Raw genomic sequence first — 19524 nt, 5'->3', positions numbered from 1 at the left:
TAAATTAGAAACCTTGTGATTATAAAAAATTGTAGAATAAGTGAAATAGTATATTTCTTGAAAAGTAGGGAAGAATTGTGCTGAGATAGTAATGGGAAATGTTAGAATTTTTAATGTTTATGTTTTGGAATTAGTAGAGAGGCAAGGGACGTTATCCTTTTTAGAGTAACGATCCTTGCTTCTTTTATTTTCTGAATAAAGTGTATTTCGTTGTTGTTACTAGTTGTTCAAATTTTGGTCCAGTGAAGTAATAAAAAAATTCTTTTATAATGTAGAATCCCCCTTTTGAGTCTTTAACAAGTAAATGGGTTCGTGTTAAGTTATTAATCGAGGTTCATATAAAAGTTTTTGTCAAAGAAATTTATTTTGAGATAGTTGTTTTGTTAAATAGTGTATATAGAAGGACGTAAATTTCATCTGATTCTTGAAGTATCTCGAAAATAATTATAGGTATTTTAGTAAAATATATAATGACTTCCCCTATTTTGTATAAAAAGATAATTATATATGACAAATTATTATTTTAATGAGATTATTTATTGGTACAAATTTTACGAAGAGAAAGGGAGTAGGGATGTATGGATTAAAGTATAGACGCTGGGGCACTCAGATTGAAGCAGCTATAGAAAATGGATTGACATGGTTGTGTTGACTGATAATAGTTCTTCTAAACCATTGTAATTACCTAATGGATTACAATCTATTTATTTCCTTTAAATGGACAGTATTCACTAACTTATATGTAATTGATTTTAAATACCAGTGAAAGCTAAACCATTGTAGACGCTGTAGAAGGAGAGTATATACCTAAAGATGCAATTTGGAATGTTTAATGATGGCAGAAGTATATACATTTATAATTTGTTAGATCGTAAAATGTGTAAAATGACAGAGTCGGATTCCTATACACAAGCCATAAAAAAATGGAATGTAAGAGCAGGGACTTTTACGACTCGAATATATAAAATACTTAAATAACACTTTGAGCGAACCTAAAGAATTTCAAGGGGAATTTGAGATGGAAGTGTATCTTTCTTAACTTTTAGAACTCAACATGTAATAGAAATTATATACTGAGCCTTTATTAATATTTTATTTAAACTCAGCGTATAATGCAACAAATTTGGGATATAAAACATAAATATCGGAATTATTTAGTTGAACAAGGAAAGTCACAGAATACAATATTGTCTTATATCAACGATTTATCAATTTTCTTTCAAGAAACAGGATTGGATCAGAATAGTTATGTAATAAGCAATAGATAATAAAAAATGGATAATAGATATGTTTAATCCTCAAGAAGATAACGTGTTGTCCGTAAGTACGATGAATTGTTGTTTAAATATTCTCAGGAGTTATTTTAATTGTGCTGAAAGTGAACAGTATATTTAAAGTAAATCCTATGATAAATATTAAAAATTTTAAAGTAGCAGACGAAGAATATGAAAAACTCATGTGGCTGACAGAGGAAGAGTTTGAAGCCCTATTAGTACCCTGTAAAGACCAGTGGAGTAAATCCTGAAAAAAGTAACGGAGATATAAAGCAATTATTTATATCCTGACTTATGTAGGGTTACGTGTGGAAGAGTTATCAATTTTAAAGATAAAGATTTAGACTTTAAAAAAATTAGGGTAATTGAAAAGAGGACTAAGGTAAGGGCTATACCAAAATCAAAATTTTTTTATAATAAAGTGTTGGACTGGCTTCGATCTAGAAATAAGATAGCATAGGACAAAGAGATAGTTAACTGGTCACTGTATGTTTTTTTTTGGGGGGGGAATATGAAAAATATAAATTTACGAAATTTAGGTTATGATTGAAAACTATAGTACATTAGATGAAAAATTCTCTTAAAGTACGCCGATAACTTAGAACAGTTACTCTAGATTTTCTTTCCAAAGTCAAATTGTTTAAGAAACAAATGTATGCTTGAAATTTAAATATTCTAGAGAATATAATTTGTAACTCTTTTGTTTTCTTAGAAGAAAATTAAAAAATACTGCTGAATTTTGTGTATGTATTTTCATTGTATTGTAGTTTCTATGTTTCCATTTAGAAAATATGAAATCTGTTAGAGGATGTATAATAGCTTATTTAGTCATAGATATTTTTATAGCTAATGTGGCATTTTTCTTTTGTATAGGTTTTCCTTGTACATTCCTCACAATATTATTCCACACAAGATATATAATAAACTTTATATTTTCTATTATATCTTCATTAAAAGAAAGAATATTATCTTCTTGAGCTAGTGTGTTTTTTATAAAGAACGCCTCCTGAAAATTCATCAATAAATGAATTAATTGTTTATGTGGATTGTAAAGGGTTATTTTTTATATTTAAAATAGTGAAATATTTATGTGCATAAATATTTGTGAAAAGTCTATTATATCTATGATTGTTTTAGTGATTAAAGTACAATGGATTTATGCGCATAAATTTTTTTATATGGTACGGAAGCGACTCGCGCAGGTATTATTACGATGCTGAAAGACCGTAAGTATATAGATGTAAAGAAAAACCAAGTGTATGCGACTGATAAAGGAAAAGTATTAATTACCGCAATTGGTGATAAAATACTAGCTTCACCAGAAATGACTGCGAAATGGGAACAACGTCTTGCGGAAATTGGTGAAGGTACAGCTTCACCAGCTACATTTATGGAACAGACGAAAAAGCTATCAGCTAAAATTATTGAAGATGCAGTGGAAATGTCTGAGAAGTGGGATTTCACTGGACTACATGTTGAATCGATTGAACGAAAAGGATCGAAATTTACAACGGGTAAAAAGGTTGGTAGCTGTAAAAAATGTGATGGCGATGTAATTGATAAGTCAACGTTTTACGGTTGTTCTAACTATAATACAACGCAATGTGATTTCACCATTTCAAAGAAGATATTAAGTAAAACAATTTCGCAAAAGAATATGACAAAGCTCTTAAAAGGTGAAAAGACTGACTTAATTAAAGGCTTTAAAAAGGGCGAGAAAACGTTTGATGCGAAATTAGAGTGGAAAGATAATAAGATTAATTTTGTATTTGAGAATTAATTTGTTAAAAGAGCATGACATAAAACTGTCATGCTCTTTTGTTTTTCTTTTATATAAAATTTAACGATAAAAAAAATCCTTTAAATAATAATTTTTTATTGTAAAACGATAAAACTTGTATTAAAATCAAAATCATAATAAATGAGTGAGGTGCTTTTGTTAAAAGGTAACAACCTTATTTTTAAAATTAGAGGAGGTATAACTATGAACATTAACAATTTGATTGTTAAAAATATGGATAACCCCCATGAGTTGGAGAAGATGTATAGAAAAGATCCGAAAGCTTTTAAAAAAGCATTCTCACAAGCATGGGACCAAAATCCTGATTCCCAGGTTCTAGCTGCTTGGTATGAAAGGTTGCATTTCAAGGAGAAAGTAAATAAAGAAAAAACATCTTTGTTTCAAAAAGGTTTCTTATTCATGGGCCTTTTAGCTATTCTGGCCGGCATAAGCACCAGGATCATTTTCCACTTTGTTGAGCAGGAAGCAATTGCTCCAATTAACTTGGCTTTTGGTGTAATTCCCTTTATTGCTGCTTATTTTGTTTACAATAATACTCCGAAAAAAAGTATTATTTATTCCCTTGCAGCGTTGTTCCTAATTTCCGGGTATTATCTTAATACGCTGCCAGTAAATTATAAAGACAGTACCATACTTGCGTATTTACATCTTCCTATATTTTTATGGGTCTTAGTAGGGCTTGCATTTACAGGAAATGAATATTCAAAAGGCAGTACAAGATTAGCCTATATTAAATTTAATTTAGAATATTGTCTTCTCTACGGGAGCATGGCAGTGAGCGGAATGATACTTGCGGTATTCACCATGCGTTTATTTAGCTTTGTTGACTTAGATATAGGAGAATTCTATTTTAGTAATGTTGTTTTATTTGGAGCAGCGGCTCTCGCTATTGTGACTGCATACTTAGTATCAATGAATCTTAAGCTTGCTAAAAATATTACACCATACATATCTAAAATTTTTAGTCCTCTCGTCCTGATTACCTTGCTTATCTATCTTATAACGGTAATTTGGGTCGGGAAAAATCCATTCTTGGATCGCAATTTCCTAATGGCCTTCAACGGAATACTGCTTGGCGTATTGGCTGTTACTATATTTTCTATCGTTGAGAGTGACTCGGACGAGAAAAAGAACATTTCAGATTATATAAATTTTTCCTTAATTGTTCTGGCGCTTATTATTGACACTGTCGCATTGTCAGCCATAGTATTCAGACTTTCTTCTTACGGGATTACACCTAATAGACTTGCTGTTTTAGGAGTAAACATACTGATTTGGGCAAATCTCATTTGGATTATGTTTGCCTATATGCGTTTCTTGCAAAATAAATCAGGACTAAAAGCTATCCAAGATGCCGTTACGAAGTATTTGCCAATATACGGACTTTGGGCAGCTTTCGTTATATTTACGTTTCCTATCATTTTTAATTAGAAAGGATCTGTTAATGCGGGAGTGGTGAGGGCTAATAATCATTGGGGGATTAACAAAACCCCCAATGATTAAAGTTTCACTTTATTACAATTGGTATTATTACGTTTGTAGTTTCGGTAATTTCATTTGTATTGATAAATAAGAAGCAAGTGTTGTATGTAATCTTTCCATAATAAAAACCGTCCCAAAATGGGACGGTTTTTATTATGCGTATTGCCGTTTTTTCTTAATAAGCAACAAAACTTGTGAAACAAAAGCTAGTACCGGTAACTCAATCAACGGTCCAATAACGAGTGCAAGTGCGATAAGAGGCTCGTCTGGAAAAGCTGTTACAGCGATAGCGAGTGCAACAGGTGAGTTTCTTGCTAACGTTGTTAAGCTTAGACTTACTGTATCTTTGTAAGATAAATGCATGATGCGCCCGATAAATTGTCCTAGTAAAAAATTAATGATGAAGAACAATAGAACAGGAACGAGTAATAATAAAACGACATTCATATTTTGCAGTAAATATTTACCTTGTGATGCAAACATCGCTATTATTGCTAAACTTAAAAATACAATTTGAGCAGAGCTGAAAAACGGAATGAGTTTATTCTCGAGAGTTTCAGCTTTTTTCATTTTATTCATAATGAATTTTGTAGCGTGTGCAAGTATAAATGGTAAGACGATTACGATAACAATACTTTCTACTAAAACAGAAACCGCTACAGTTTTCATGACACCAGCAAATAAAAATAAATAAATTGGAAGGAGTAGTACTTGCAAAATTAAATTTACAGGTAAAATTGCAGTAGAAAGTGCTACATTTCCTTTCGCTATTTCAGTAAAGATTAAGTACCAATCTGTGCATGGAGTAACCATTAACATTATAAATCCAACCCAAAGTGCTGGATGATCTGAAAGAAATAGTGCTCCTAATCCCCAAGCGAGTAAAGGTGTCCATAAGAAGTTAATAGTAAGACTTGTTCTAGCAAATTTTAAATTACGAAATCCGTTTTTTATTTCTTTTAATGGGATGCTGAGGAATAATCCATATAGCATGAAAAATAAGAAGGGGACAATAAACTGGTCTGAATACGTATGTATCATATTAAATTGTCCGAGTACGATGCCGCATGTAACAGCAAAAAGAATAATAAAAGTTTGAATCTTTTCTATAGTGCTCATGAATAAATCCTTTCTATATATGAATTTTCCTCTCTAAGTTTATTATACAAGTAATAAAGATGTATTTGGTGTTCAATTGTATTTTAGTTAATATTTTTAAATTGAGATTTTATTTTTTATTAAAAGTTACTTGACTAAAGTAAGTGACTATATTACAATCACTTACATAAGGTAATTAAATAACAAAAAGTTTTGATAGCGTAACTTAAGGTATCTATTGGAACTTTTTCTTAGAATAAGAATTTTTATGATGATGAATAATGAATATGAAAAGAAAGATTAGGTGAAGAAAATGGGACTATTTAGCTCATTATTTGGTAAAAAAGAAGAAAATACGAATGTAGAGGGGAATAAAAAAATGTCAAAAGTATTATTTGTAAAAGCAAACGATCGTCCAGCGGAGCAAGCAGTTAGTTCAAAAATGTATGAAACATTTGTAAGTACTTATAAAGAAGCAAATCCAAATACAGAAATTACGGAATTAGATTTATTTGCATTAGATCTTCCTTATTACGGAAATATCGCGATTTCAGGTGGATATAAACGTAGCCAAGGCATGGAGTTAACTGCTGAAGAAGAGAAGGCAGTTGCTACAGTAGATCAATATTTAAATCAGTTTTTAGAAGCTGATAAGGTTGTATTTGCATTCCCATTATGGAACTTTACAGTACCAGCGCCATTAATCACATATATTTCATACTTATCTCAAGCTGGAAAAACGTTTAAATATACAGCAAATGGCCCAGAAGGTTTAGTTGGTGGTAAAAAAGTAGTTGTGTTAGGTGCTCGTGGTTCAGATTACTCTTCAGAGCAAATGGCTCCTATGGAAATGGCAGTTAATTACGTAACAACGGTACTTGGATTCTGGGGAATTACAAATCCAGAGACAGTTGTAATTGAAGGACACAATCAATATCCAGATCGTTCACAACAAATTGTTGAAGAAGGTCTAGAAAACGTTAAAAAAGTAGCAGCAAAATTTTAATTCATGATAGTAAATGGAAAAACCAACATGGATGACCATGTTGGTTTTTTAGTCTATTTTTCATGTTAAAAAATGTATATTTATAAAATAAAAGAAAAGTTCGAAAATAGTATTGCAAAATATTATATAGCAAACTATAATGAGTTCAAGAATAGTTGATACTTAAATTAAATATTCAGAAAATTCAATTAGTTAAAATTGGAAAATGAGATAAGGAAACTTGAATGGGGGTTATATTATGGCGAATAAAGTACCGTTTTCGTTCATAGTAGTTATTGGATTAATGTTATTTGCACTATTTTTTGGAGCGGGAAATTTAATTTTCCCAGCGATGCTTGGTCAATCAGCAGGAGAGAATGTATGGATTGCTAACGCTGGATTTTTAGTAACTGGTGTTGGATTACCATTACTAGGTGTGCTAGCATTTGGTTTTTCAGGTAAAGATGATTTGCAGTCGTTAGCTAGTCGTGCTCACCCAGTGTTTGGGATTGTGTTTACAACAGTTTTATACTTAGCAATCGGTCCGTTATTTGCAATACCGAGAACAGGAAATGTTTCTTATGAAATTGGTCTTAAACCGTTTATGCCAGAAGGAGTAGGTTCTACACCTTTAATTCTTTTCACAATTATATTCTTTAGTATCACTTGTTTTTTTTCGCTAAATCCCGCGAAAATTGTCGATATTGTTGGAAAAATCTTAACACCAATTAAGTTGACTTTCATCGGTATTTTAGTAATCGTTGCTTTTATACATCCGATTGGAGATATGCAAGCACCAGTGGAAGCTTATACATCACATGCATTCTTTAAAGGATTCCAAGAAGGATACTTAACGATGGATACGCTTGCATCATTCGTATTCGGGATTATCATTATCAATGCTATTAAAGAAAAAGGTGCGAAAACGAAAACACAAATTATGGTCGTTTGTGCAAAAGCGACAATTATTGCAGCATCTATTTTAGCAATTATCTATACAGCACTTTCTTATATGGGTGCTTCAAGTGTTGCAAAGCTTGGACATTTAGAGAACGGCGGAGAAGTATTAGCGAAAGTTTCTAACTACTATTTCGGATCATATGGCGGAGTATTATTAGGATTAATGATTACAGTAGCTTGTTTAACAACTAGTGTGGGACTTGTATCAGCATGTTCTTCATTCTTCCATAAGTTATTCCCAAATGTTCCTTACAAAGCAATTGCAATCACGCTATGTGTATTTAGTGCAATTGTTGCAAATGTAGGATTAACACAGTTAATCGCAGTTTCTGTTCCAGTATTAACAGCAATTTATCCACTAGCAATCGTATTGATTTTCTTAACATTCTTCCATTCATTATTCAAAGGAAGAGCTGAAGTTTATCAAGTGAGCTTAATCGTAACATTTATCATCAGCTTATTCGATGGATTAAGTGCAGCTGGAGTTAACATTGAAGTAGTAAGCCAAGTGTTCACTAAATTCCTTCCGATGCAGGAAGTAGGATTAGGCTGGATCTTCCCAGCGATTATCGGTGGATTTATCGGATATGGACTTAGCATTTTAAAAGTGAAAAACCAAGTTCAACCAGCAACTAGAGCGGATAAGAAAATAGGTTAAATAAAAAAAGTTATAGAACTTGTTTCTATAGCTTTTTTTGTTACTATTAATAATGAGAAAAAATAAAGTAGTAGGGGAAATAAAATGAAAAAAACAATTGATCATATCGGAATCGCAGTTCGTGATATAGATAGTACGATACGTTTTTATGAACAGGTTCTATCAGGAGAATTAATAGATCGTTACGTAAGTGAGGCAACAGGTGTAGAAAGCGAAGTAGCCATTCTTGAAGTGGATGGAGATAGAATTGAATTACTTGCACCGACGAATAATACGACATCTCCAATTGCCCGATTTATAAAACAAAAAGGTAAAGGTGTACATCACGTTGCGTATCGTGTCGATGATTTAGATGTGGCTCTAGAAGAGTTAAAAGAACAAGGTATTCGGACATTAGAGCATACACTACGCATTAATAAGCACGGTAGAAGGTTAATTTATCTTAACCCAGCGGATACTGAAGGAACGATTATCGAGTATTGTGATTATCCGGAAGAGAAATAGAAGAGGGATATTTTTTAAAGGTGTTACGTAATAACGTAATACCTTTTTATTTATGTATTTCACATTTTCTTCACAAATGATTCACGATAACTTTTCTTCTTTGATAACTTACATAAATATATTTTATGATATAATAACAATCGACTTTAAAAATGTAAGTTGTATCTATCATAATAGTTACTATTATATTGGAAGTTTAGAGGTGGAAGAGAAATAAAGAGTTATACTTTATAGAAATTTATATTTAATCAGGTTAATATTTTGCCCAAGAATCAAACTTTGGAAGTTAAAGTAATGAAAATAGAGCAATGAGGAAGAAAGAAGTGAAATGAGTGTGAAAGTAATGAGAAGATTAGGGACATGGCTATTACTTGTGTGTGTGCTTATCATATTGATCCCGCAAAGTGCATCTGCTCATGCGTACGTTGTGAAATCAAACCCTATTGAAAATGAAACATTGAAGAAAGCACCATCTGTTGTAAAAATCGAATTCGATGAGGACATACAAGTTTCACGTTTTAATACATTGTACGTGAGAGATACATCAGGTAAAAGGGTCGATTTAAAAGATGCTCATATTGATAAAAAAAATAAAAAGCTATTAGAAGCTGGATTGAAAGAGAATCTTAAAAATGGTCTCTACTCTATTCAGTGGAAAGCTATTTCAGCTGATGGACATCCAATTCAAGGGGTTATTCCATTCCGTATTGGATTAGCGGAAGCTGGAGCAGATGATATACAAGTAGAAGAGATGGGATATGTTCCGCAAATTGATATGATCATGGAACGTGGAATTTTATATACAAGTTTCTCACTATTTATAGGAGTGCTATTCTTTAATCTTATTATGTATAAAGGGAATGCAACCTCGGTTCGATCAAGGAGTAAGAACATAATATGGATTTCCTTATTAGGGATATTTACTAGCTTGTTATTCAATCTACCACTGCAAGCGAAAATAAATGCTGATGTTTCATGGCTAGAAGCATTCAATCCTTTACTATTAAAAGAAACGTTACAGCTTTCTGTTTTTAGTTATGTTTGGATTACTCAAATGGTTCTCATTAGTTCGCTTATAATCGTTACGTATTTTGCGATGAGGCGTGAGAAGCTATCGTCTTTTAAAGTATGGAGTATTCCAATAGTGCTGTTTATTGGAATACTTGTTATGAAAGCCTTTAATAGTCACGCATATGGTTTAAAGTTTAAAGATATTGCTGTTGTTATGGATTTTTTACATTTATTCGCAGCTTCATTATGGATTGGTGGTTTATCGTCTATTATTCTTCTGTTACGTAAAGAGGATAACAAATGGAATATGTATTGGTATATGATTAAGCGTTTTTCACCGTGGGCAACATGCGCTGTCATTGTGATTTTAATAACAGGTCTTTTTAACAGTACATTTTTTATTCCAACAATCCACTCGTTATTTGATACGAAGTATGGATTAGCTTTACTAGCAAAGATACTTTTATTCGTTTTCATGGGGATATTGGGAATTATTCATTATGTGAAAGGGAAAATGAGAGCGGAGCAAGGATTAGGTGCTACGGTGAAAGTAGAGTTTATCATTGGAATTATCATTTTCGTCATCGTAGCTTTTATGACAAACGTACAAACACCACCGATGCCTCCTACTGGACCTTTTACAGAGAGTAAACAATTAGATAATGGATATGAAATGACGCTAAATGTAAGTCCTAATAGAGTAGGACAAAATATATTCCATATTACTTTAAAGGATGAGAACGGACAACCCGTTACTGATATGGAACAAATTATATTAACGACTCAATCGTTAGATATGAATATGGGAAAAGGATCATTTAAAGTTTCGGCAGTTTCACCGGGAGAATATGAAGCAGAAGGTATGTATATTAACATGACAGGAAACTGGAATATACAAGTACATGGATTAACGAAATCGCTTGATAGCTTCGATACGGATTATAAATTTATTGTAGGTGGCAGATAAAGTGAAACTTTAAGCAGCCCTCATCAATTGGGCTACCCGGCGAATAGCGGGATAAAGAGTAGGGATAGATAAAAAGGAGCTAATTGAAAATGGAACGTATAAAAAAATTAGGAACAACAATGATCGCAACAGCAATTACAATGGGAATGTTTTCGTTACCTGTTAGTGCGCACGTTACTGTGAAGCCAGCAACTTCTGACATCGGTTCTTGGGAGACTTACACGATAAAAGTACCAGTTGAAAAGAATATAGCAACAACAAAAGTTACACTGAAAATACCGTCTGGTGTGGAATTCCAACAGTATGAACCAGTGCCAGGGTGGAAAATGGAAGAGCAGAAAGATAATGCCGGAAAAGTGAAAACTGTAGTATGGGAAGCAATAGGAGAAGGGATTTTACCCGGTCAGTTCCAGCGATTTACTTTCGTCGCTAAAAATCCGGATAAAGAACAAAAAATAGCTTGGGATGCATATCAACAATATAAAGACGGAGAAATTGTTGAATGGACAGGCGATGAGAAAGCTGAAAAACCGCATTCACTTACTACAATTGCAAAAGGTACGTCATTAACAGGAGAACATGGTGAAGTATCTAATGTAGAAAAGAATGAAGGTACTAGTAATATGCAGTTGATAGCAATTGTTTTATCTATTTTGGCAATTGTATCTTCGGTAGGTGCGTGTGTTTTTGTAGTGCGTCGTAAAAAATAAGATATAAAAAAGAGCCTACAAATAGTAGGCTCTTTCTCATATTTATTTCACTTCAACCTGCTGCCTTACAGCAAGTGTTTTCGGCTTTATATTTACAAAACAAATGCTCACAACAATAAATAATAGGCCAATAAATAAGCTCATTGTAATGGCTTCATGTAAGAAGATTGAACTTACAATAATAGCGATAAGGGGAATAAGGAATGTATAAGCCCCTACTTTACTCGCTTCACCAGCTCCAACGAGTGTGAAGTATGCAAGCCACCCCATTGCAATAACAAAGAATGAAATAAAGAGTAGTACACTAACAAATGGCATACTCCAAGCAATACTAGACCAACTTTCAAATTCTGAGCCAAATCCGATTAAACAAAGACCACCGATAAGAAGCTGAATTGTTACCATCCAAATGGCATTAACACGGTGACCAGTCTTCTTAATGAATACTGTGCCAAGTGCCCAGCCAATAGCGCATCCTAACGCGAGAAGGATTCCAATAACAGAAATATGTCCTGTTAAACTGCTTGAGCTAATAACACCTACACCAATAAATCCAAGAACAAGCCCGAAAATTTTCAAGCCGTACATTGATTCTTCAAGCCATATCCACGAGAAAATACCGAGTAAAACTGGTTGTAGAAATACAATGGCGGAAAATAACCCAGCAGGCATATATTGAAGACCAACAGTTTGTAACCCGTAAAATATAATGATGTTAAGTAAAGAAGAAATAACGTATAAATGCCACGTTTCTTTTAAATGTAATTCTTTATATTTGGGTAGAGCGAAAAGGAGTAAAATGAATCCTCCAATTAAAGTTCGAACGCCTGCAAATAAAACGGGTGGTGTATAATGCAGGGCAAACTTAGATAAAGGCCAATTGATTCCCCACATGAAAACGAGAAAGGTAAGGATTATGGCCGTCTTAGTTCGAGAAAGCTGTGTCACGGTAAGACCTCCTTGTTGTTATTCATTTCACTATGATATGATATCGAATGTAATAAATAAAATGAATCTTTTTTATAAGGAGTATAAGTGATTAGTTATGACTATTACACAACTGCAAGTATTAATAAAAACTATTGAGTTAGGTAGTTTTACGAAGGCTGCCAGGGTGTTAAATATGACGCAGCCAGCTGTAAGTCATGCCATTTCAAGTATTGAGTCAGAGTTAGGAGTTACGATTCTTATACGTGATAAACGACAAGGATTACTCGTTACGGATGTAGGAAACAGAATTCTTGTACATATTAGAGAGATTTTGAACGGTGTAGAGAAGATTGAACAAGAAGTTGCGATGGAGAAAGGACACGAAGTGGGGACGATTCGAATTGGGAGTTTTCCGAGTGCTTCTGCACATTTCTTACCGAAAATGATAAACCATTTTAAGGAGAAGTATCCGAGCTTAGAGGTCGTTCTTTGTGAAGGAACAATTAAAGAAGTTGAAGATTGGTTAATATCGAGGGTTGTTGATATAGGAATTGTTATTTTGCCTAATAAAGAGATGGAGATTGTCCCGTTAACGAAGGGAAAAATGGTTGCTATCTTAAGAGAGGATCATCCTCTTTGTAAGAAGGACTCTATTACAATTCGTGATTTGGAGAATGAACCGATCATATTATGTAAGGGCGGATACGAACCACCCATCATTGATATGTTTAAACAAGCCAACGTACCACTTCGGGCTGAGTATGTAATTTCTACCGTTACTACAGCTTTAAATATGATTCAAGAAGGATTAGGCATTGCAATATTAGCTGAATTATCTTTAACGAATTTACCACAGAATGTGCAAACGAGAGAATTGGAACCGCAAGTATGGAGAGAAATTGCTTTAGCTGTTCCTTCATTAAAGGATTCTTCAATCGCTGTACAGCTATTTATTGAAGAATTTCAAGCGCTATTTGCAGAATAAAAAGGGGTGTCTCATATATCATAATGGGGCACTTTTTAATTTACTTATAAAAAATCTATGAAAAGGATTGACTTATTTTTCAGTTGTAACTATAATGATTACATCGAGGTGGTGATTACGATGAAAATTAGTAGCCGCTTTTCCATAGCTGTTCATATTTTATCTATTTTAAAAAACAATCCATCTTCACTTTGTACTTCAGACTATATGGCTGAGAGTGTCAATACAAATCCAGTAGTCATTCGTAAAATCATGTCGTACTTGAAACAAGCTGGCTTTGTTTACGTAAATCGTGGACCGGGTGGCGCGGGATTACTAAAGGATTTACATGAAATCACATTGTTAGATGTGTATCATGCAGTGAACGTAGTCGAAGAAGACAAGCTATTTCATATTCACGAGCAACCGAATCCAGATTGTCCAATTGGGGCGAATATTCAAGCGGTGTTAGAAATTATTTTAATTCAAGCACAATCCGCGATGGAAGAAGTTTTGAGAAATATTACGATGGGGCAGTTGTTTGAAACTTTGCAAGAAAAAATGAATGATTAAATAATATTTATATTTTTTTATCATTAATGTAACTGATTTGATTACAACGATAAGGTAAGGTGTAAAAGTTATGACTGTAAAAATGAAAGTATACTCAGATTTTATATGTCCGTTTTGTTTTTTAGCAAAAGGTCCAATAGATGAGGTAGCGAAAGAGAAAGATGTAGAGATTGAATGGATGCCATTTGAATTACGTCCAAGTCCATATTCAAAAATAGATCCATGGAATGAACCAGAAAAATTAGGTTCATGGGATGCTTTCATTCTTCCGACAGCGAAGAAGTTAGGAATTGATATGCGCTTGCCACGTGTTTCACCACATCCATATACACATTTAGCTTTCGAAGGATGTCAATTTGCGAAAGAACGTGGACTAGGTAATGAGTATCATCACCGCGTATTCACAGCATTTTTCCAAGAAGAGCAAAACATTGAAGATATTGATGTGTTAACAAAATTAGCGGTAGAAGTAGGACTTCCTGAGGCGGAATTTAAAGATGCTTTAGTAACTCGTAAATATAAAGAAAAGCATCAAGAAGCAATTCAACACGCATATGATGAAGCGAATATTATGGCTGTTCCAACTGTCATGATTGGAGATGAAGTCATTCAAGGGCTTGCTAGTAAAGAAACACTAGAAAGGGTCATTGATAAAGAAATTGAAAAGGATAAAACAAATTCATTTGAAGGTATGCAATGTAATACCGATGGATATTGCTAATTCGCTTGTTATGAAATAACAAAATAAATTATAAAACAAACATTTGGAGGAATTAAAATGTCAGCAACTACAACAAACTTAAAAGAAGCAATCGTGAACCGCCGTTCAATTCGTAAAGTAACAAAAAACGATGCAATTACGAAAGAAAGAATTGAAGAAGTGTTAAAAACAGCTTTACACGCACCAACATCTTTCAATATGCAAAGTGGTCGTATGGTTGTATTAATGGATGGAGAGCATGAAAAGTTTTGGGATATCGTTAAAGAAACACTAAGAGCACGCGTACCAGCAGAAAACTTTGAAGCGACTGTAGAAAGACTAAAAGGCTTCCATGCAGGTGTAGGAACAGTTCTATTCTTTGAAGATCAAGCAACTGTAGAAAAAATGCAAGAAAATGCCCCATTATACAAAGATCAGTTTCCATTCTGGTCTCATCAAGGAAATGCGATGTTACAACATACTGTGTGGATGCTATTATCTGCTGAAGGAATTGGGGCGTCATTACAACATTACAACCCAATCGTAGATGCTGAAGTGAAAGAAACTTGGAACATTCCGGCAGAGTGGAGCTTAGTAGGTCAAATGCCATTTGGTGAACCAAACGAACAACCAGCAGAAAGAACGTTCTTGCCTACTGAAGATGTAGTGAAATTTTATTAAGAAATACAATATGTAACGAGAAGGAAGCTGTGCTTAAAAACAGCTTCCTTTTTTGTAGTGGTGTTAATTTATGCGCATTTAGGGAAGAAATATAAGAAATAATACGGTGAGAAGGGAATTAGAAAAATGAATGATGAGAAAAAATATACAGTGGTAGGTACTGATGTTGAGGAAGTAAAGCGTTTAAATAAAAATTCAGGATTAACGTATAATCAAGTGAAAGAAATGTTAGCAAAGCAAATGCAAAAAAAGAAGTAATTAGATTGAAATCTTTCATTTTTTCATTTAGCATTTTGATTGGAGAGAGTTAAGTAAAAGGTAACTCTCTTTTTTGTATAGCTAAGCATCTTATAGAGTGGAGGAAGCAACATGAAGAAATGGGTAAAGGTAACGCTGTCTATCACTGGAGGCATTGTCTTATTAGCGTGTGCCGGCGGATATTACGTGTATAAAAATTATTTTCCAAAGGAACCTGAGCGTATTGTATATGATAAAGAAAGAGTGCTACAACCGATACATAATCAGCTTAAAGGAATCAATATAGAAAATGTAAAGATAAAAGAAAGAGAAGTCGTAAATGCGACTGTAGATGAGCTTCAAAAAATGATTGATGATGGAAAGTTGTCATATGAAGAATTAACGAGTATTTATCTCTTTAGAATACAAGAACATGATCAAAATGGAATAACATTAAATTCTGTTACAGAGATAAATCCTAATGCGATGGAAGAAGCAAGAAAGTTAGATCAAGAGCGGGGTAGAAACAAAAATTCGAATTTATATGGTATTCCTGTCGTTGTAAAAGATAATGTACAGACGGAAAAAGTGATGCCGACTAGTGCAGGAACTTATGTATTAAAAGATTGGATTGCAGATCAAGACGCAACAATTGTGAAGCAGTTGAAAGAAGAAGGAGCATTTGTTTTAGGAAAAGCGAATATGTCTGAGTGGGCGAACTATTTATCTTTTACAATGCCAAGCGGGTATAGCGGGAAGAAAGGACAAAATTTAAACCCGTACGGTCCGATTACATTCGATACTTCAGGATCAAGTTCAGGATCTGCTACAGTAGTTGCAGCAGATTTTGCGCCGCTTGCAATTGGAACAGAAACGACGGGATCGATTGTTGCACCAGCGGCGCAGCAATCAGTAGTTGGGTTACGTCCATCTTTAGGTATGGTAAGTAGAACAGGAATTATTCCATTAGCTGAAACTCTTGATACAGCAGGACCTATGGCAAGAACAGTAAAAGATGTAGCAACGTTATTTAATGCAATGATAGGTTATGACGAAAAAGATGTTATGACAGAAAAAATGAAAGATAAAGAAAGAATTGATTATACAAAGGATTTATCAATAGATGGATTAAAAGGGAAAAAGATAGGGCTTCTTTTTTCTGTAGACCAACAAGATGAAAATAGAAAAGTAGTAGTAGAAAAAATTAGAAAAGACCTTCAAGATGCAGGTGCGATATTAACTGATAATATCCAGTTAAGTGCTGAGGGTGTAGATAATTTGCAAACATTAGAATATGAGTTCAAGCATAATGTAAACGACTATCTTTCACAGCAAAAGAATGTACCGGTAAAATCGTTAGAAGAGATTATAGCGTTTAATAAAAAGGATAGTAAAAGACGAATAAAATACGGACAAACATTAATTGAAGGGTCTGAAAAATCTGCTATAACGAAAGAAGAGTTTGAAAACGTAGTGCAAACGAGTCAAGAAAATGCAAGAAAAGAGCTAGATAGGTATTTAGTAGAAAAAGGTTTGGATGCTCTAGTTATGATTAATAACGATGAAGTCCTTCTATCAGCTGTAGCTGGTTATCCGGAATTAGCGGTTCCTGCTGGATATGATAAAAATGGAGAACCAATCGGTGTAGTGTTTGTAGGGAAACAGTTTGGTGAAAAAGAGCTTTTCAATATTGGATATGCGTATGAACAGCAGTCTAAAAATAGAAAATCACCTAGTTTATAAAAGATTATATGAAAAATAACTGCCACCGAAATTATGTTGGTGGATTCCAGTTAAACGAATCTAACAATATGAAAAGAAAAAAAGGATTCTTCTCAATTAGTAAGAAAGATTGTCTATAGGAGTTCATAAAATGTAATATATTCAATTTCCATCCATTGAAGGGGGAGGTTAATTCTTAATGAATGAAGTAAAGAGTTTTTTTCGAAGTAGAGGGTTTCAACGGTTTCTCGTTTTAATAATAGTAGCGCTTGTATTATACGCATTAAAAAGTATGATTAATTTAATATTAATTACGTTTATACTGACGTTTTTAATGGATCGATTTCAACGTTTTATTTCAAGAAAATTGAAAGTAAACCGGAAAATTGTTATTGCATGTTTATATATAATACTAGTTTCCTTTATAGGCACAACATTATATAAATATTTACCTGTGCTGACGATACAAATTTCACAATTAATTTATCAATTTAAACTGTTTTTTCAAAATCCACCTGATAATGAAATCGTTAAATATGCACTTTCGACAATTAATGGGATGGAAGTATCAAAATATATAGAACAAGGTGTAGACGTCATATATCAATCAATAGCAAATATAGGAAAGGTAAGTTTACAAATATTATTATCTCTAATTTTAAGCTTATTTTTCTTATTAGAAAAAGAGCGTATTATTACATTTACATCAAAGTTTAAAGATAGTAAGTTAAAAATCTTTTATGGAGAAATTGCATATTTTGGTGAAAGATTTGCAAGATCGTTCGGCAAAGTAATTGAGGCTCAGTTTTTAATTGCCGTTGTAAATTGTATTCTTACTGTCATTGCATTAATCGTTTTAGGATTTCCACAGCTACTTGTATTAGCTGTTATGATTTTCTTACTAGGGTTGATTCCTGTTGCAGGTGTGATTATTTCTTTGTTTCCACTTTGTATCATTGCTTACAACGTAGGCGGAGTTATGTACGTAGTATACATACTCGTATTCATAACAGTAATCCATGCTCTTGAAAGTTATTTTTTAAATCCGAAGTTTATGTCTGCAAAAACAAATTTACCAATATTCTACACATTTATGATTCTTATCTTCTCAGAGCATTTCCTTGGAATATGGGGGCTTATTATCGGGATACCAATCTTTATCTTTTTATTAGATGTACTTGATATAAATAATGAGGATGCGACTAAAAAATAAGAAATGATAGAAAATCACTAAAAAGTCATAGGAGATAATGAAAATAAAAAGCAATCCAAAATAAATTGGATTGCTTTTTATCTTAATTAAAGAACCGGAGCCATTGTTTCTTTCAATACTTGAACAGAGTGGTCGAATTTTAATTCTTCATCTTCACTTAATTCAACCTCTAAAATTTCACGAACACCGCCGCGATTTAAAACAGCAGGTACCCCGATATAAACATCTTTTTGACCGTATTGACCTTCTAAGTAAGCTGATACAGTTAATACACTATTTTCGTCGTTTAAAATTGCTTTTGTAACACGTAGAAGTGACATACCGATACCATAATAAGTTGCGCCTTTACGCTCAATAATATGGTAAGCTGCATCACGGACGTTTATGAAAATTTTGTCTAAATCTTCTTGATTATACGTGTTGTCTTTTTCAAGCAGTGTTTGTAGTTTTTGGATACCAACGGAAACATGGCTCCAAACTGGAAGTTCAGTATCGCCGTGTTCTCCGATAATATAAGCGTGAATGTTGTGTGGACCAATATCGAAGTACTCACCTAACATATAGCGGAAACGAGCAGAATCAAGCGTTGTACCAGAACCGATTACACGTTCTTTCGGTAAACCAGATTCTTTCCAAGTTACGTAAGTTAAAATATCTACAGGGTTTGTTGCGATTAAGAAGATGCCATCAAATCCGCTATCCATAATACTGCGAACGATTTGTTTGAAGATTTTAGCGTTTTTCTCAACTAAATCTAAACGTGTTTCGCCTGGTTTTTGTGGTAATCCAGCTGTAATAACTACAAGGTCAGCATCTTTACAATCTTCGTAGCTGCCTTTCCATACTCTAGTTGGAGCTGGTGCGAATGGAACAGCATGACTTAAGTCCATTGCTTCCCCTTCAGCTTTTGCCTCATTTACATCGACTAAAACAAATTCTTCAGCTACAGCCTGGTTAATCATGCAGTAAGCATAACTACATCCAACTGCTCCTGTTCCTACTAATACAACACGGTTAATACCTTTTTTCATTTCAAAATTCCTCGCAATTTCAT

17 protein-coding genes and 1 pseudogene are annotated in these 19524 nt (G+C 33.4%); 15 read left to right on the top strand and 3 right to left on the bottom strand.

The features are described 5' to 3' along the window. Positions 1 to 1369 precede the first annotated feature (1369 nt). The 3 genes and pseudogenes from MR107_RS14420 (at position 1370) to MR107_RS14410 (ending at position 4506) form a co-directional block, all read left to right on the top strand. The gene (locus MR107_RS14420; RefSeq protein WP_242292471.1) at positions 1370 to 1525 is read left to right on the top strand and encodes a hypothetical protein; all 156 of its coding nucleotides are present in this window, start codon (positions 1370 to 1372) and stop codon (positions 1523 to 1525) included. A gap of 929 nt (positions 1526 to 2454) precedes the next feature. Then, a pseudogene (gene topB, locus MR107_RS14415) lies at positions 2455 to 3054 on the top strand (DNA topoisomerase III); the annotation flags it as partial. Between the two features lie 204 nt (positions 3055 to 3258). Then, positions 3259 to 4506 (top strand): DUF4153 domain-containing protein, encoded by a 1248-nt coding sequence (locus MR107_RS14410; protein ID WP_025687213.1) that lies wholly within the window; start codon positions 3259 to 3261, stop codon positions 4504 to 4506. A 204-nt stretch (positions 4507 to 4710) separates the two neighbouring features. On the opposite strand, the gene MR107_RS14405 is transcribed toward MR107_RS14410, so the two are convergent. Next, positions 4711 to 5676, bottom strand: a complete 966-nt coding sequence (locus MR107_RS14405; protein WP_242292470.1) for an arsenic resistance protein — start codon at positions 5674 to 5676, stop codon at positions 4711 to 4713. A gap of 292 nt (positions 5677 to 5968) precedes the next feature. Between MR107_RS14405 and MR107_RS14400 the strand changes: the two genes are divergently transcribed. From MR107_RS14400 to MR107_RS14380, 5 genes are all read left to right on the top strand, one after another. Continuing rightward, entirely contained in the window at positions 5969 to 6661 is a 693-nt protein-coding gene (locus tag MR107_RS14400; protein WP_000522528.1) for an FMN-dependent NADH-azoreductase, read from the top strand. Positions 6662 to 6899: 238 nt separating this feature from the next. Continuing rightward, entirely contained in the window at positions 6900 to 8258 is a 1359-nt protein-coding gene (brnQ, locus tag MR107_RS14395) for a branched-chain amino acid transport system II carrier protein (RefSeq protein WP_001284786.1), read from the top strand. An 84-nt stretch (positions 8259 to 8342) separates the two neighbouring features. Continuing rightward, positions 8343 to 8762, top strand: coding sequence for a VOC family protein (locus MR107_RS14390; RefSeq protein ID WP_000750856.1), 420 nt, complete (start codon positions 8343 to 8345; stop codon positions 8760 to 8762). Positions 8763 to 9090: 328 nt separating this feature from the next. Continuing rightward, positions 9091 to 10740: a copper resistance CopC/CopD family protein gene (locus MR107_RS14385; protein ID WP_000114331.1), complete on the top strand. Its 1650-nt coding sequence runs from the start codon at positions 9091 to 9093 to the stop codon at positions 10738 to 10740. Between the two features lie 89 nt (positions 10741 to 10829). After that, positions 10830 to 11450 carry a YcnI family copper-binding membrane protein gene (locus MR107_RS14380; RefSeq protein WP_000439685.1) on the top strand — a complete coding sequence of 207 codons (621 nt, stop codon included), beginning with the start codon at positions 10830 to 10832 and terminating at the stop codon, positions 11448 to 11450. Between the two features lie 42 nt (positions 11451 to 11492). Here MR107_RS14380 and MR107_RS14375 read toward each other — a convergent pair whose 3' ends face one another. Next, on the bottom strand, positions 11493 to 12398 hold the full coding sequence (locus tag MR107_RS14375) for a DMT family transporter (RefSeq protein ID WP_000192812.1): 906 nt from the start codon (positions 12396 to 12398) through the stop codon (positions 11493 to 11495). A gap of 97 nt (positions 12399 to 12495) precedes the next feature. On the opposite strand from MR107_RS14375, the gene MR107_RS14370 reads away from it, so the two are divergent. The 7 genes from MR107_RS14370 (at position 12496) to MR107_RS14345 (ending at position 18470) form a co-directional block, all read left to right on the top strand. Further along, positions 12496 to 13365 (top strand): LysR family transcriptional regulator, encoded by an 870-nt coding sequence (locus MR107_RS14370; protein WP_000156743.1) that lies wholly within the window; start codon positions 12496 to 12498, stop codon positions 13363 to 13365. Between the two features lie 120 nt (positions 13366 to 13485). Continuing rightward, positions 13486 to 13917, top strand: coding sequence for an Rrf2 family transcriptional regulator (locus MR107_RS14365; protein WP_242292469.1), 432 nt, complete (start codon positions 13486 to 13488; stop codon positions 13915 to 13917). Positions 13918 to 13987: 70 nt separating this feature from the next. After that, positions 13988 to 14638 carry a DsbA family oxidoreductase gene (locus MR107_RS14360; RefSeq protein ID WP_242292468.1) on the top strand — a complete coding sequence of 217 codons (651 nt, stop codon included), beginning with the start codon at positions 13988 to 13990 and terminating at the stop codon, positions 14636 to 14638. Positions 14639 to 14695: 57 nt separating this feature from the next. Then, the gene (locus tag MR107_RS14355; RefSeq protein ID WP_001277021.1) at positions 14696 to 15298 is read left to right on the top strand and encodes a nitroreductase family protein; all 603 of its coding nucleotides are present in this window, start codon (positions 14696 to 14698) and stop codon (positions 15296 to 15298) included. A gap of 126 nt (positions 15299 to 15424) precedes the next feature. Further along, complete coding sequence (locus MR107_RS31370) at positions 15425 to 15556, top strand: hypothetical protein (protein WP_000997344.1); 132 nt, start codon at positions 15425 to 15427, stop codon at positions 15554 to 15556. Between the two features lie 111 nt (positions 15557 to 15667). Beyond that, positions 15668 to 17278, top strand: coding sequence for an amidase family protein (locus tag MR107_RS14350; protein WP_000759479.1), 1611 nt, complete (start codon positions 15668 to 15670; stop codon positions 17276 to 17278). Between the two features lie 178 nt (positions 17279 to 17456). Beyond that, positions 17457 to 18470, top strand: a complete 1014-nt coding sequence (locus MR107_RS14345; protein ID WP_048518828.1) for an AI-2E family transporter — start codon at positions 17457 to 17459, stop codon at positions 18468 to 18470. An 86-nt stretch (positions 18471 to 18556) separates the two neighbouring features. On the opposite strand, the gene MR107_RS14340 is transcribed toward MR107_RS14345, so the two are convergent. After that, a complete protein-coding gene (locus tag MR107_RS14340) occupies positions 18557 to 19501 on the bottom strand; it encodes an L-lactate dehydrogenase (protein WP_000715321.1) in 945 nt (314 codons plus the stop codon). Between the last annotated feature and the right edge of the window lie 23 nt (positions 19502 to 19524).

The sequence above is a fragment of the Bacillus cereus group sp. BfR-BA-01441 genome, assembly GCF_022663075.1.
In the GTDB taxonomy this organism is placed as follows: domain Bacteria; phylum Bacillota; class Bacilli; order Bacillales; family Bacillaceae_G; genus Bacillus_A; species Bacillus_A cereus.
The sequence above is the reverse complement of the archived record's forward strand: the minus strand, read 5'-3'. Positions and strand labels throughout refer to the sequence as shown.

Excerpts from the sequence above, each read along its gene's own strand:
- MR107_RS14410 (WP_025687213.1), top strand. The coding sequence starts at position 3,259 with ATGAACATTAACAATTTGATTGTTAAAAATATGGATAACCCCCATGAG.
- MR107_RS14405 (WP_242292470.1), bottom strand. The coding sequence starts at position 5,676 with ATGAGCACTATAGAAAAGATTCAAACTTTTATTATTCTTTTTGCTGTT.
- MR107_RS14400 (WP_000522528.1), top strand. The coding sequence starts at position 5,969 with ATGGGACTATTTAGCTCATTATTTGGTAAAAAAGAAGAAAATACGAAT.
- brnQ (WP_001284786.1), top strand. The coding sequence starts at position 6,900 with ATGGCGAATAAAGTACCGTTTTCGTTCATAGTAGTTATTGGATTAATG.
- MR107_RS14390 (WP_000750856.1), top strand. The coding sequence starts at position 8,343 with ATGAAAAAAACAATTGATCATATCGGAATCGCAGTTCGTGATATAGAT.
- MR107_RS14385 (WP_000114331.1), top strand. The coding sequence starts at position 9,091 with ATGAGTGTGAAAGTAATGAGAAGATTAGGGACATGGCTATTACTTGTG.
- MR107_RS14380 (WP_000439685.1), top strand. The coding sequence starts at position 10,830 with ATGGAACGTATAAAAAAATTAGGAACAACAATGATCGCAACAGCAATT.
- MR107_RS14370 (WP_000156743.1), top strand. The coding sequence starts at position 12,496 with ATGACTATTACACAACTGCAAGTATTAATAAAAACTATTGAGTTAGGT.
- MR107_RS14365 (WP_242292469.1), top strand. The coding sequence starts at position 13,486 with ATGAAAATTAGTAGCCGCTTTTCCATAGCTGTTCATATTTTATCTATT.
- MR107_RS14360 (WP_242292468.1), top strand. The coding sequence starts at position 13,988 with ATGACTGTAAAAATGAAAGTATACTCAGATTTTATATGTCCGTTTTGT.
- MR107_RS14355 (WP_001277021.1), top strand. The coding sequence starts at position 14,696 with ATGTCAGCAACTACAACAAACTTAAAAGAAGCAATCGTGAACCGCCGT.
- MR107_RS31370 (WP_000997344.1), top strand. The coding sequence starts at position 15,425 with ATGAATGATGAGAAAAAATATACAGTGGTAGGTACTGATGTTGAGGAA.
- MR107_RS14350 (WP_000759479.1), top strand. The coding sequence starts at position 15,668 with ATGAAGAAATGGGTAAAGGTAACGCTGTCTATCACTGGAGGCATTGTC.
- MR107_RS14345 (WP_048518828.1), top strand. The coding sequence starts at position 17,457 with ATGAATGAAGTAAAGAGTTTTTTTCGAAGTAGAGGGTTTCAACGGTTT.
- MR107_RS14340 (WP_000715321.1), bottom strand. The coding sequence starts at position 19,501 with ATGAAAAAAGGTATTAACCGTGTTGTATTAGTAGGAACAGGAGCAGTT.